General features: G+C 64.2%; 15 protein-coding genes and 4 tRNA genes. 17 read left to right on the top strand and 2 right to left on the bottom strand.

What is annotated here, in order from left to right; all coding sequences use genetic code 11:
* Positions 1-2: 2 nt before the first annotated feature.
* Positions 3-1265 carry a geranylgeranyl reductase family protein gene (locus L1080_RS17400; protein ID WP_250772652.1) on the bottom strand — a complete coding sequence of 421 codons (1263 nt, stop codon included), beginning with the start codon at positions 1263-1265 and terminating at the stop codon, positions 3-5.
* Positions 1266-1394: 129 nt separating this feature from the next.
* Between L1080_RS17400 and L1080_RS17395 the strand changes: the two genes are divergently transcribed.
* Both L1080_RS17395 and htpX read left to right on the top strand, forming a co-directional pair.
* Positions 1395-2450, top strand: coding sequence for a polyprenyl synthetase family protein (locus tag L1080_RS17395; protein WP_159920371.1), 1056 nt, complete (start codon positions 1395-1397; stop codon positions 2448-2450).
* Positions 2451-2591: 141 nt separating this feature from the next.
* A complete protein-coding gene (gene htpX, locus L1080_RS17390) occupies positions 2592-3455 on the top strand; it encodes a zinc metalloprotease HtpX (protein ID WP_159920373.1) in 864 nt (287 codons plus the stop codon).
* 68 nt (positions 3456-3523) lie between these two features.
* On the opposite strand, the gene L1080_RS17385 is transcribed toward htpX, so the two are convergent.
* Positions 3524-4015, bottom strand: a complete 492-nt coding sequence (locus L1080_RS17385) for a YajQ family cyclic di-GMP-binding protein (protein WP_109327953.1) — start codon at positions 4013-4015, stop codon at positions 3524-3526.
* Between the two features lie 199 nt (positions 4016-4214).
* Between L1080_RS17385 and L1080_RS17380 the strand changes: the two genes are divergently transcribed.
* The 15 genes from L1080_RS17380 (at position 4215) to L1080_RS17310 (ending at position 12601) form a co-directional block, all read left to right on the top strand.
* Positions 4215-4297 (top strand) — tRNA-Tyr (locus L1080_RS17380).
* Between the two features lie 203 nt (positions 4298-4500).
* Positions 4501-4573, top strand: a tRNA-Thr gene (locus L1080_RS17375).
* A 45-nt stretch (positions 4574-4618) separates the two neighbouring features.
* Positions 4619-4691, top strand: a tRNA-Met gene (locus L1080_RS17370).
* A 61-nt stretch (positions 4692-4752) separates the two neighbouring features.
* Positions 4753-4920, top strand: coding sequence for a 50S ribosomal protein L33 (rpmG, locus tag L1080_RS17365; protein ID WP_005252089.1), 168 nt, complete (start codon positions 4753-4755; stop codon positions 4918-4920).
* An 88-nt stretch (positions 4921-5008) separates the two neighbouring features.
* Complete coding sequence (gene hadA, locus L1080_RS17360) at positions 5009-5572, top strand: (3R)-hydroxyacyl-ACP dehydratase subunit HadA (protein WP_109327955.1); 564 nt, start codon at positions 5009-5011, stop codon at positions 5570-5572.
* Entirely contained in the window at positions 5559-5984 is a 426-nt protein-coding gene (gene hadB, locus L1080_RS17355; RefSeq protein ID WP_109327957.1) for a (3R)-hydroxyacyl-ACP dehydratase subunit HadB, read from the top strand. Before hadA ends, hadB begins: the two co-directional genes overlap by 14 nt.
* A gap of 185 nt (positions 5985-6169) precedes the next feature.
* Positions 6170-6242, top strand: a tRNA-Trp gene (locus L1080_RS17350).
* A 32-nt stretch (positions 6243-6274) separates the two neighbouring features.
* Complete coding sequence (secE, locus tag L1080_RS17345; protein ID WP_159920374.1) at positions 6275-6724, top strand: preprotein translocase subunit SecE; 450 nt, start codon at positions 6275-6277, stop codon at positions 6722-6724.
* Between the two features lie 58 nt (positions 6725-6782).
* Positions 6783-7613 (top strand): transcription termination/antitermination protein NusG, encoded by an 831-nt coding sequence (nusG, locus tag L1080_RS17340; protein WP_250772650.1) that lies wholly within the window; start codon positions 6783-6785, stop codon positions 7611-7613.
* Between the two features lie 59 nt (positions 7614-7672).
* Complete coding sequence (gene rplK / locus L1080_RS17335) at positions 7673-8107, top strand: 50S ribosomal protein L11 (protein ID WP_109327963.1); 435 nt, start codon at positions 7673-7675, stop codon at positions 8105-8107.
* Positions 8108-8235: 128 nt separating this feature from the next.
* Positions 8236-8952, top strand: coding sequence for a 50S ribosomal protein L1 (gene rplA, locus L1080_RS17330; protein ID WP_005252097.1), 717 nt, complete (start codon positions 8236-8238; stop codon positions 8950-8952).
* 429 nt (positions 8953-9381) lie between these two features.
* Positions 9382-9939, top strand: coding sequence for a 50S ribosomal protein L10 (rplJ, locus tag L1080_RS17325; RefSeq protein ID WP_109327965.1), 558 nt, complete (start codon positions 9382-9384; stop codon positions 9937-9939).
* Positions 9940-10017: 78 nt separating this feature from the next.
* Positions 10018-10407 (top strand): 50S ribosomal protein L7/L12, encoded by a 390-nt coding sequence (gene rplL, locus L1080_RS17320; RefSeq protein WP_012688867.1) that lies wholly within the window; start codon positions 10018-10020, stop codon positions 10405-10407.
* 301 nt (positions 10408-10708) lie between these two features.
* On the top strand, positions 10709-11797 hold the full coding sequence (locus L1080_RS17315) for an ABC transporter ATP-binding protein (protein ID WP_109327967.1): 1089 nt from the start codon (positions 10709-10711) through the stop codon (positions 11795-11797).
* A gap of 9 nt (positions 11798-11806) precedes the next feature.
* Positions 11807-12601, top strand: a complete 795-nt coding sequence (locus L1080_RS17310) for an MlaE family ABC transporter permease (RefSeq protein WP_109327969.1) — start codon at positions 11807-11809, stop codon at positions 12599-12601.
* The last annotated feature ends 3 nt before the right edge of the window (positions 12602-12604 follow it).

Genomic DNA, 12604 nt, shown 5'->3' with positions numbered 1-12604 from the left:
CCTCAACCGAACAGCGGCCGGGTGTCCGCCTTCTGCGACGCCAGGCCGGACGCACGCCATGCCCGGGCGGTGAGGTCGTTGTCCTCCTCGGTGACGAGGTTGCCCATCACGCGCACGGCGATGGTCATGAGCGCGCGCGAGCGCATCGCCACCGGACCCGACGCCGGGAGAACCCGGGGCACGGTCAGCAGTCCGGCGAGCCGACGCGCCACCGAGAACGCCCGCCCGTAGCGCTCGCGGAGGATGGTGGGCCACAGCTCCGTCAGATCGTCCGCATCGAGGACTTCGGCCACGAGACGTCCACCCTCGAGCCCGTAGTCGATCCCCTCGCCGTTGAGCGGGTTCACGCAGGCCGCGGCGTCGCCGATGACGGCCCAGTTGCGCCCGGCGACGTGGGACACCGCGCCGCCCATCGGTAGCAACGCGGACGCCACCGCCCGCAGTTCGCCGTCCCAGGCCCACTCCGCGCGCCGCTGTGCCGTGTACAGGTCGAGCAGTGGCCGGAGCGCGCCCGGAGCCGGCCGTTTGGCGGTGGCGAGGGTGCCGACCCCGATGTTCACCTCGCCGGTGCCGAGGGGAAACACCCACCCGTACCCCGACTGCAGAGTGCCGGCGCTATCACGCAACTCCAAGTGGGAGGTGATCCACGGATCGTCACTGCGCGCCGTAGCGATGTAGGCGCGCGCGGCGACGCCGTACGCGGTGTCGCGGTGCCATTCCCGGCCCAGCTTCTTGCCCAACGTCGACCGGACCCCGTCGGCCACGATCAGGGTGCGGCACTGGATAGTGTGCGTCCCGTCGCCGGTCTGCACCGTCACCGCGCTCACCCGGTCGCCGTTCCGCTCGACGCCGACCGCCTTGGCCCCCTGCACCATCACGGCGCCCGCCTCGACCGCAGTCGTCCTGAGCTTGTCGTCCAATTCGGTCCTGGCCACCGCGCTCCCCACGGCGGGGAACGACCGTCCGGGCCATTCGAGTTCGAGTTCCTGCCCGAATCCACTGAGCCGGAGCCCGCGGTTGGTGCCCTTCGACCGCACCCACTCACCGAGGCCGAGGTGATCGAGTTCAGCGACGGCACGCGGGGTGAGGCCGTCACCACACGTCTTGTCCCGGGGAAACACGGCGGCGTCGACGAGTACCACGTCGCGGCCGGCACGCGCGGCCCAGGTGGCGGCGGAGGAACCGGCGGGACCAGCGCCGATGACCAGGACATCGGCGGCGACGGGAAGCGGGGACCCCGCGGGCGACTGTTCTGCTACGACCACACCTACATCCTGTCAGGCCACGCCCGGGGACCGCGGCGAGGCCGATGGCCGCCGCAACCGCTAGGTTCTCTACCGTGGGTACCAGCCGTCACCGACGGCGCGGGAACCGAGCCGTCACTGACGACAGAAATGGGTACTGAGAACGTGAGCACCGAGGGCGCAGCACACACCGCTGCCGACGCTGTAGAGGGCACTACGGTCGCCGGGATCGATCTCGGCGACACTCAGCTCGCTGCCACGGTCCGCGACAGGCTGAAACAGGTCGAGGAACTGCTGGTCAGCGAGCTCTCCGACGGCGAGGATTTTCTCACCGAGGCCGCGCTGCACCTCGCGAAGGCCGGCGGCAAGCGCTTCCGCCCGCTGTTCACCGTGCTCACCGCTCAGCTGGGTCCGAAAGCGTCCGATCCGTCGGTGGTCACCGCCGCCACCGTCGTCGAACTGGTCCATCTGGCCACGCTCTACCACGACGACGTGATGGACGAGGCGTCGATGCGCCGAGGCGCGCCCAGTGCCAACTCGCGGTGGGGCAACAGTGTCGCGATCCTGGCGGGCGACTACCTGTTCGCGCACGCCTCCCGCCTCGTGTCCACGTTGGGTCCCTCTGCTGTCCAGATCATCGCCGAGACGTTTGCCGAACTGGTGACCGGGCAGATGCGCGAGACGATCGGCCTCCGCGGCGAGCAGGACCCGATCCAGCACTATCTCAAGGTGGTGTGGGAGAAGACGGGTTCACTGATCGCTGCGTGCGGACGTTTCGGCGGCACCTTCTCCGGCGCGGACGCCGCCGACGTGGAGCGGCTCGAACGACTCGGCGACGCGGTCGGCACGGCCTTCCAGATCTCCGACGACATCATCGACATCTCCTCGGTGTCGGCTCAGTCCGGCAAGACACCAGGGACGGACCTGCGTGAGGGCGTGCACACCCTTCCGGTGTTGTATGCGCTGCGCGACGAGGGACCCGAGGCCGACCGGCTGCGTGTGCTTCTCGACGGCCCCGTCACCGACGACGACGACGTCGCCGAGGCGCTCGAGCTCCTCGCGCGGTCGCCTGGAATGGCGCAGGCCAAGGCGAAGCTGGAGGAGTTCGCCGTGGAGGCGCGTGCGCAGCTCGCCCAGCTACCCCAAGGTCCCGCCAACGACGCACTCGTCAAGCTGGTCGATTACACGGTCGAACGCGTCGGCTGAGCCGTATCGTCGAACCTGATTGCTCGCGCGATTTACACGCTGTACACACCGGGAACCGTCTCACCACCCTGCTTCGTTGAATGATCAAGATCCGGTATTCGGGCGATCGTGATCGGGTGACAACGACAAGGAAGGCGAGCCGTGCGCGGGTACGCAAACGGGGCCAAGACCCTGGTTCTGCTGGTCGGCATGTCGGCGCTGATCGTGTTCATCGGCGCGTTGTTCCGCAACACGACCATCCTTCTGCTGGCCATCGTGTTCGCGGTCGGCATGAATGCGTACGCCTACTTCAACAGCGACAAGCTGGCCCTCAAAGCCATGCATGCGCAGCCGATCACCGAGGTGGAAGCGCCCGCCATCTACCGCATCGTGCGGGAGCTGGCCACCACGGCTCATCAGCCGATGCCCCGGCTCTACATCAGCCCCACCAGTGCCCCCAACGCGTTCGCCACGGGCCGCAGCCCTCGGCATGCCGCGGTCTGCTGCACCAGCGGCATCCTGCAGATTCTCAACGAACGAGAGCTGCGGGCGGTCCTGGGACACGAGCTGTCGCACGTCTACAACCGCGACATCCTGATCTCGTCGGTAGCCGGGACAATGGCCGCCGTCGTGTCCGGGCTGGCGAACTTCGCGATGTTCGCGAACATGTTCGGCGGGCGGGGTGGGGGACAGGGCGCCAACCCGCTCGCGCTGCTGCTGGTGTCGTTGCTCGGCCCCATCGCGGCCACCATCGTCAAGCTGGCGGTGTCGAGGTCCCGGGAATACCAAGCGGACCAGTCGGGCGCCGAGCTGACGGGTGACCCTCTCGCCCTGGCGTCCGCGCTACGCAAGCTCGAGCGGGGCACCCAGGCGGCCCCGCTCCCCCCGGAACCTCAGCTCGCGGCACAGTCGCACCTGATGATTGCCAACCCGTTCCGCACCGGCGAGAAGATGAGCCGCATGTTCTCCACCCACCCGCCGATGGCCGAGCGCATCGAGCGTCTCGAGCGGATGGCCGGCCGGTAGGCGGCTTCGCCGCCCGTGCGCCTTTCTGGTTGCTCCAGCTACCAGAAAGGCGCACGAGCGCGGAGCGCCTACCGGTAGTTCACGAACTGCAGCGCGATGCCGAAGTCCTCCCCCTTGAGCAGGGAGATGACCGCCTGTAGGTCGTCGCGCTTCTTACTGCTCACGCGCAGCTCGTCGCCCTGAATCTGCGCCTTGACGCCCTTGGGTCCCTCGTCGCGGATCTTCTTCGTGATCTTCTTGGCGTTCTCCGTGGTGATGCCCTGGACGAGCGTGCCGGTGAGTTTGTAGATCTTCCCCGACTGCGCGGGCTCGCCGGCGTCGAAGGCCTTCAGCGAGATGTCCCGGCGGATCAACTTCTCCTTGAAAACTTCGAGGGCGGCGAGCAGTCGTTCCTCGGTGTCGGCCGTCAGCGTGATGGATTCCTCACCGGACCACTCGATGGACGCGCCCGTGTTGCGGAAGTCGAAACGGGTCGACAGCTCCTTGCCGGCTTGATGCAGGGCGTTGTCCACCTCTTGACGCTCCACCTTGCTCACCACATCGAAGGACGAATCAGCCACTGCACACTCCCGGTTTCCGTCTGTTTCCCCCGCCGCGATCCGGACGGGCGCTCACCTGAATGCTAGTGAGCAGATTCGACGCTATCGGTTTGCAACCGCCCGTATCCACCCGGTTTGCAAAACGGGGGGCCGTTCGTTGTATTCTTCTTTCCGCAGTGGAGAGCGATCTCGCAGAGATTTCGCGCTCCTCGTGCAACCCGGCAGATTGCCCGAGCGGCCAATGGGAGCGGACTGTAAATCCGTCGGCTTATGCCTACGTAGGTTCGAATCCTACATCTGCCACACACAGAACCCCGGTGAGCACCAGCTCACCGGGGTTCTGTCGTTGGGTACCTGTGGTTCGGGCGTTCCGCGTTCGTTCCCGGAGTGCGTAACGTCCGGTGGGTGGGGTTTCGGAGAACCGTGACCAGGCAATTTGGTTCTCGGCGCGAACTCTGTGTAATCTCGTCAAGGCTTCAGCGCACAGCGATGTGCGAGTGAAGCACGCCCCCTTAGCTCAGTCGGCAGAGCGTTTCCATGGTAAGGAAAAGGTCAACGGTTCGATTCCGTTAGGGGGCTCGCTGGATTGTGGTGAAGCGCTTCGTGCGCGACACTCGACACCGAGGCGGTGTAGCTCAGTTGGTAGAGCAAACGACTCATAATCGTTGCGTCGCCGGTTCAAGTCCGGTCACCGCTACACAATATGCATGATCCACCCTGATTGCTCGTAATCAGATACACCCGAAAGAAGGCATCCCGTGGCCTCCTCGACTGACGTTCGGCCCAAGATCACTTTGGCCTGCGAGGTATGCAAGCACCGTAACTACATCACCAAGAAGAACCGGCGTAACGACCCCGATCGCCTGGAGATCAAGAAGTTCTGCCCCAACTGCGGAACCCACCAGTCGCATCGCGAGTCGAAGTAGCACGGTTCCGGCCGGGAGTTGAGTTCGCGAGGGAAGCTTCGAGGCTGCCCTCGCGTTCCCACGCCCAGGGTAGAAGAGGTTCTTTCGCGTGACTGACACTGTGACAGAGATCGAGACGAGCGTGTCTCCGGACGTTCCCGAGGATCCGGCTGCGCACGCGCTGGCGATGGTGGGGCACCACTACCGCGTCGACGACTTCTACGAGGTCGGTCGCGAGAAGGTGCGCGAGTACGCGCGGGCCGTGCAGGACTGGCACCCCGCTCACCACGATGAGGACGCCGCCCGCGGCCTCGGCTACGACGGCCTGCTCGCTCCGCTCACGTTCATCTCGCTTGTCGGCATCATCGCTCAGAGCCGCCTCTTCAAGGAGATCGTCACCGGTTACGACCCGAGCCAGATCCTCCAGACCGATCAGCGTCTCGTGTTCCACAAGCCGATCAAGGTCGGGGACCGCTTGTTCTGCGACGTCTATCTGGACGGCTTCCGTCAGATGGGTGGCAGCGACATCATCACCACCAAGAACATCGTCACCGACCAGAACGACGAACTCGTGCAGACCACCTGGACCACACTTGTCGCGCGGACCGGCGGCGAGGTCGACGAGAACATCGCTCACGCAGTCAAGGACGTGATCATGCATGGCGCTTCGTAAGTTCGAGGACGTCTCGGTGGGTGACGAACTTCCCGAGCGCATTGTGCGCCTCACGCGTGGCGACCTGGTCAACTACGCGGGCGTCTCGGGTGACCCCAATCCGATCCACTGGAGCGACGAAGTCGTCAAGCTCGCCGGCCTGGACAATGTGATTGCCCACGGGATGCTCACCATGGGTCTCGGTGGTGGATTCGTGACCTCATGGCTCGGTGACCCCGGCGCGGTCACCGAATACAATGTACGCTTCACGAGCTCGGTGTACGTCCGCGAGGACGAGGCCGCCGAGGTCGAATACACCGGCAAGGTCAAGTCGGTGGACGAAGAAAGCAAGACTGCAGTAGTCGCTATCGTGGCGCGCTCCGAAGGAAAGAAGATCTTCGGTCGTGCCACGGCAACGGTCCGTCTGGCCTGACCGCCGGGTGGATTGGGTTTGTTCCGGGGCTTTGAAGTACACTGAGATTTCTGGGATTACTTAGCGCTGCGCGCTGCCCTACGGTGCTGTTCGGCCGACACAGGGTGGCGCGCGTGTCATGTAATCACAGAGAGGTCGGGCAAGAATTGGTCCAGAGGTAACTCGGGACCAGGTCACCCGACCAAAGGGGCGTAGCTCAACTGGCAGAGCAGCGGTCTCCAAAACCGCAGGTTGCAGGTTCAAGTCCTGTCGCCCCTGCCCCCGGATTGCCAGCGACTGAGAGGAACGACGTGAGCGAGGAGCGCGCCAAGCGCGACGGCGACACTTCAGGGTCGACGCGCCCGGACGGTGTCGACGACACCGCGGCCGACGCCACCACGCGTTCCGAGAGTCCCTCGGCAAGGCCGAGCGGCAAACGTCAGAGCCGTCGGTCGCAGGCCGGCACCGGCGTCGCTGCCAGTTCCGTGAAGACGCCGGAACGCGCGAGAGCCGAGACGATCACCAAGGCCCGTCCCGCGACGAAGGACCGTGCCGACAAGCCGCAGAAGGAGAACATCTTCAAGCGGCTGCGCCGGTTCCTACGCGAGGTCATCGCGGAGCTGCGCAAGGTCATCTGGCCCAACCGCAAGCAGATGATCACCTACACCAGCGTTGTGCTCGTATTCGTGGTGTTCATGGTGGCGTTCATCGGTGTACTCGATCTTGCGGTCATCAAAGGCGTCACCTGGTTGTTCGGTTGACGGAGTCCGCCCCGGTGGATCCGAAGTATGTGAGTGACGAGAGGAAGCGAGTGCCCCAGTGAGCACCCCCGAGAACGACACGAATGAGGCCTTGGCCGAAGAGCGTGTTTCTGCCGAGGCGGCAGCCGAAGTGGATGTCGAGGCTGCCGACGAGGGCACCGATGCTCCGAACACTGCCGGTGACGAGGTAGCCGAGCCGTCGAACGACGACGCTGCCGTCGCCGAAGAGGCGCCCGCTGACGACGCAGTCGTCGCCGAGGAGCCCGAGGATCCGGTCGCCGAGCTGAAGGCCGCCCTGCGCCGTGCGCCTGGTGACTGGTACGTCATCCACTCCTACGCGGGCTACGAGAACAAGGTGAAGGCCAACCTCGAAACTCGTGTCCAGAACCTCGATGTCGGTGACTACATCTTCCAGGTGGAAGTTCCTACCGAAGAGGTCACCGAGATCAAGAACGGCCAGCGCAAGCAGGTCAACCGGAAGGTTCTGCCCGGTTACATCCTCGTCCGGATGGAGCTCAACGACGAGTCCTGGGGAGCCGTGCGCAATACGCCCGGTGTCACCGGATTCGTCGGTGCCACCTCCAGGCCGTCGCCGCTGACGCTGAACGAGGTCGTCAAGTTCCTGCTGCCACAGCAGGAGCAGAAGAAGCAGGCTGCCGCCGCGGCAGTGTCCGCCGGTGACACCGGGGGAGAGAGCTTCGCGAAGCCGCTCATCGAGGTCGATTTCGAGGTCGGCGAGTCGGTCACCGTCATGGACGGCCCGTTTGCGACGCTTCCCGCCAGTATCAGCGAGGTCAACGCGGAGCAGCAGAAGCTCAAGGTTCTCGTCTCGATCTTCGGTCGCGAGACGCCCGTCGAGCTGTCCTTCACGCAGGTCGCGAAGATCTAGCGCCACACACTTGCACTGCAGTAGCAAGAAACACACCCAGCAACAAATAGGAAATCGAGATGCCCCCCAAGAAGAAGAAGCTCGCAGGGCTCATCAAGCTTCAGATCCAGGCCGGTCAGGCTAACCCTGCACCGCCCGTGGGTCCCGCGCTTGGTCAGCACGGCGTGAACATCATGGAATTCTGCAAGGCCTACAACGCGGCGACTGAGTCTCAGCGCGGCAATGTTGTGCCGGTCGAAATCTCGGTCTACGAAGACCGCAGCTTCGATTTCAAGCTGAAGACCCCTCCGGCTGCCAAGCTGCTGCTCAAGGCTGCAGGCGTCCAGAAGGGCTCCGGCGAGCCGCACAAGACCAAGGTTGCCTCGGTGACCATGGACCAGGTGCGCGAGATCGCGAAGACCAAGCAGGAAGACCTCAACGCCAACGACATCGAGCAGGCCGCGAAGATCATCGCCGGCACCGCCCGGTCGATGGGCATCACGGTCGACGGCTGAGCCGTTTCCGTATGACGGCCACGGCCGTCGTGAGAACGCGTGGGAGGGCCGGCCAGGCCCCGACCACTACTGAACCATTCACCACTGCAGTTGGTCACACACTGTGGTGAGAAGTTAGGACAGAAAACATGGCAAAGCGCAGCAAGGCGTACCTCGCCGCCGCTGAGAAGATCGACTTCGACAAGCTGTACAGCCCGCTGCAGGCTGCGAAGCTGGCGAAGGAAACGTCGTCGAGCAAGATGGACGCGACCGTCGAGGTTGCCGTTCGTCTGGGCGTCGACCCCCGCAAGGCGGACCAGATGGTCCGCGGAACGGTCAACCTGCCGCACGGCACCGGTAAGACCGCCCGCGTCATCGTGTTCGCAGTCGGAGAAAAGGCCGCTGAGGCGGAGGCAGCTGGAGCCGACGCCGTCGGTGCCGAGGACCTCATCGAGCGGATTCAGGGTGGCTGGCTCGACTTCGACGCCGCGATCGCAACCCCCGACCAGATGGCCAAGGTCGGCCGCATCGCCCGCGTCCTCGGACCGCGTGGTTTGATGCCGAACCCCAAGACGGGCACCGTGACCGCCGATGTCACGAAGGCTGTCGCGGACATCAAGGGCGGAAAGATCAACTTCCGCGTCGACAAGCAGGCCAACCTGCACTTCGTGATCGGCAAGGCGTCGTTCGACGACGCCAAGCTGGTGGAGAACTACGGCGCCGCGCTGGACGAGATCCTGCGTGCGAAGCCGTCCTCCGCGAAGGGCCGTTACGTCAAGAAGGTCACCGTTTCGACCACCACCGGACCGGGCATCCCGGTGGACCCGAACCGCACCCGCAACCTTCTCGAGGATGCCGACGCGTAAAGTTCGTCACCTGTGCACAGCTCGGCCGGTACGGAGATCTCCGTACCGGCCGAGCTGTTTTTGCGCGGCGTCGACCCTGGTCGTGAAGACGCCGATTTGGTGGCGCGGCCGGGGATGCCGTAGTCTGTGCTGCGGAGTTCATGCAGGATTCGAACTCCACCCCAAATCATGTTCTACCCAAGACCGTTGGTGATCGTCCCCGCGAGGGTGCGATTGAAAGTCCGGGAATGTCCGGCGGCCCACGCAGGAGGACGAGGTAGGGGGATGCGTCTCGGTCGCGGTTTCGTACCCGGCTGAATGCCTCCTTTTCCGCCCCGTGTGCCCTGCACCGGGGCGTTTTGCATGTCGTGGACTGTGCACCGTCCGGATTCTCGGACGTGCGCAGCGGCTCCGAAGTGGGATAACGACTGTCATGAGAGGAGGCGAAGTATGGCAAAGCCTGAGAAGGTTTCCGCAGTTGCGGAGATCACCGAGCAGTTCAAGGGTTCGACCGCTGCTGTGATCACGGAATACCGTGGTCTGACGGTGGGCAACATCACGACACTGCGACGCGCTCTCGGAGAGGGTGCCACCTACTCCGTCGCCAAGAACACCCTGGTCAAGCGTGCCGCTGCTGAAGCGGGCGTCGAAGGCCTTGACGACCTTTTCGTCGGTCCGACCGCCATTGCATTCATCAAGGGCGAGCCGGTCGATGCAGCGAAGGCTATTAAGAACTTCGCGAAGGACAACAAGGCTCTCGTCATCAAGGGCGGCTACATGGACGGCGCTGCGCTGTCCGTGGATCAGGTCAACCGGATTGCGGACCTCGAGTCCCGCGAGGTCCTGTTGGCCAAGCTTGCCGGCGCGATGAAGGGCAACTTGGCAAAGGCCGCAGGCCTGTTCAATGCTCCTGCCTCGCAGGTGGCTCGTCTGGCTGCCGCACTGCAGGAGAAGAGGGCCGCCGAGGGTGGAGCAGAAGCTCCGGCCGAGGCTCCCGCCGAAAGCTGATCCGCACCCGCGCATCACAGCTATAACCCCGCCCGGTCGCGGATCAGCGACATGGGACTTACAGGAAGGACCGCCATCATGGCGAAGCTCAGCACCGAAGAGTTGTTGGACCAGTTCAAGGAGCTCACCCTTCTCGAGCTGTCGGAGTTCGTGAAGGCATTCGAGGAGACCTTCGAGGTCACCGCGGCTGCTCCGGTCGCCGTTGCCGCTGCGGGCGCCCCGGCTGCTGCCGGCGCCGACGCTGCCGAGGAGCAGGACGAATTCGACGTCGTCCTCGAGTCGGCTGGCGACAAGAAGATCCAGGTCATCAAGGTCGTTCGTGAGGTCGTCTCCGGCCTCGGCCTGAAGGAAGCCAAGGACCTCGTCGAGGGTGCTCCGAAGGCCATCCTGGAGAAGGTTGCCAAGGACGCGGCCGACGCCGCCAAGGAGAAGCTCGAGGCTGCAGGCGCGAAGATCACCGTCAAGTAAGACGGTTTCGCGCTGCTCTACCCGAGCGGACGAACGAGGGCCACTTCCCACTTGTGGGGAGTGGCCCTTTTTCATGTCCGGACGGAGTCCGGAGTGTCGAAATTCAGAGCGAGAAACTGAACGTGCGACCAGCTCAAAACGCCCTCGTCATCGCAGCTCAGCGGGTATGTTTTGCATTGTGGTACCCCGTGTTGGCATGCTTTCTTACCGGTGAGTAGCATACTCTGTCACAGGTAACACTTCGATGCGATAGAGTGACCCAACCCACACGGGGTGAATGCATCGAACGGTCGCGGAGGTAATGGTGGGTGTCGAGGTAGCCGTCGAGGGACTGACCAAGTCGTTCGGCTCGCAGAGGATCTGGCAGGACGTCACGTTGACCCTTCCGGCAGGTGAGGTCAGTGCGCTGCTGGGCCCGTCCGGTACGGGTAAGTCGGTGTTTCTCAAGTCGTTGATCGGTCTGCTCCGCCCGGAACAGGGCTCGATCGTGATCGACGGCACCAACATTCTCGAGTGCTCGTCCAAGGAGCTCTACGAGATCCGGAAGCTGTTCGGTGTGCTGTTCCAGGACGGCGCCCTGTTCGGGTCGATGAACCTCTTCGACAACGTGGCGTTCCCGCTGCGGGAGCACACGAAGAAGTCCGAATCCGACATCCGCAAGATCGTGATGGAGAAGATGGAACTCGTCGGCCTGCTCGGGGCCGAGGAGAAGCTGCCCGGTGAGATCTCCGGCGGTATGCGCAAGCGTGCCGGCCTGGCCCGCGCCCTGGTGCTCGATCCGCAGATCATTCTGGTCGACGAGCCGGACTCGGGTCTGGATCCGGTGCGTACCACCTATATTTCGCAGACGTTGATCGACATCAACGCCGAGATCGACGCGACCATTCTGATCGTCTCGCACAACATCAACCTCGCGCGGACGGTGCCGGACAACATCGGCATGCTGTTCCGTCGGCATCTGGTGATGTTCGGTCCGCGGGAGGTGCTGCTCACCAGTGAGGAGCCGGTGGTCAAGCAGTTCCTCAACGGCACGATGATCGGTCCGATCGGGATGTCGGAGGAGAAGGACGAGGCGCAGATGGCGCAGGAGCAGGCGATGGTCGACGCCGGTCACCATGCCGGTGGTGTCGACGACGTCGAGGGCATCGTCCCGCAGATGAAGGCGACGCCGGGGATGCCGTTCCGGCAGGCCGTGGCCCGCCGGCAGGAACGCGTCCGGCACATCATGCACACCCTGCCGCCGAGCGCGCAGGCCGCAATTCAGGAAAGCCTCGACGAAACATCCGGCAACGGCGGCGACTACGACTACGCCTACAGCCAGGAAGATACGCAGGTCCTCCCGGCATACCGGGGCGAAGGATACGAGAACACCACTCACGGGCAAGGGTAGGCATAACGGATGGGGGTTACCCGCAGCTCCGTCTTGCGGCCGGTCAACGGTGCGCTGACGCAGGCCGGAAACATCGTCGAGCTTTTCGTCGACGTCGCACGAAACACGTTCAAACGACCGTTCCAGTTCCGCGAGTTCATCGAACAGGCCTGGTTCATCGCGAGCGTGACGATCCTGCCCACCGCTATGGTGGCGATTCCGTTCGGCGCAGTGGTGTCACTGCAGACGGGGTCGCTGATCAAGCAGCTCGGCGCCGAGTCGTTCACGGGAGCGGCCAGCGTGCTCGCTGTCATTCAGCAGGGTTCCCCGCTGGTGACAGCACTCCTGGTGGCCGGGGCTGCGGGCTCGGCTGTCACGGCGGATCTCGGTGCGCGAACAATTCGCGAAGAGATCGATGCCATGGAGGTTCTGGGTATCAACCCCGTGCAGCGCCTCGTGGTGCCCAGGGTCCTCGCGATGGTTCTCGTCGCGATTCTCCTCAACGGATTGGTGTCCGTGGTCGGTATCGCCGGCGGCTACTTCTTCAATGTGATTCTCCAAGGGGGCAATCCCGGTGCGTACCTGGCATCGTTCTCGGCCTTCGCGCAGCTCCCCGACATCTGGGTGGGTGAACTCAAGGCGGCCGTCTTCGGCGTCATCGCCGGTGTCATTGCGGCGTACAAGGGTTTGCATCCGAAGGGCGGTCCCAAGGGTGTCGGTGACGCCGTGAACCAGTCGGTGGTCATCACGTTCCTGCTGCTGTTCTTTGCCAACCTGATCTTGACCATGGTGTACCTCCAGATCGTTCCGGCGAAGGGATCGTGACCC

The organism is Rhodococcus sp. MSC1_016, from assembly GCF_023667485.2.
Classification (GTDB): Bacteria; Actinomycetota; Actinomycetes; order Mycobacteriales; family Mycobacteriaceae; genus Rhodococcus_F; species Rhodococcus_F oxybenzonivorans.
The sequence above is the reverse complement of the archived record's forward strand: the minus strand, read 5'-3'. Positions and strand labels throughout refer to the sequence as shown.

Bases quoted from the DNA above. Each gene is read 5' to 3' on its own strand.
- L1080_RS17395 (WP_159920371.1), top strand. From the start codon at position 1,395: ATGGGTACTGAGAACGTGAGCACCGAGGGCGCAGCACACACCGCTGCC.
- hadB (WP_109327957.1), top strand. From the start codon at position 5,559: ATGGCGCTTCGTAAGTTCGAGGACGTCTCGGTGGGTGACGAACTTCCC.
- rplK (WP_109327963.1), top strand. From the start codon at position 7,673: ATGCCCCCCAAGAAGAAGAAGCTCGCAGGGCTCATCAAGCTTCAGATC.
- rplA (WP_005252097.1), top strand. From the start codon at position 8,236: ATGGCAAAGCGCAGCAAGGCGTACCTCGCCGCCGCTGAGAAGATCGAC.
- rplJ (WP_109327965.1), top strand. From the start codon at position 9,382: ATGGCAAAGCCTGAGAAGGTTTCCGCAGTTGCGGAGATCACCGAGCAG.
- rplL (WP_012688867.1), top strand. From the start codon at position 10,018: ATGGCGAAGCTCAGCACCGAAGAGTTGTTGGACCAGTTCAAGGAGCTC.
- L1080_RS17315 (WP_109327967.1), top strand. From the start codon at position 10,709: ATGGTGGGTGTCGAGGTAGCCGTCGAGGGACTGACCAAGTCGTTCGGC.
- L1080_RS17310 (WP_109327969.1), top strand. From the start codon at position 11,807: ATGGGGGTTACCCGCAGCTCCGTCTTGCGGCCGGTCAACGGTGCGCTG.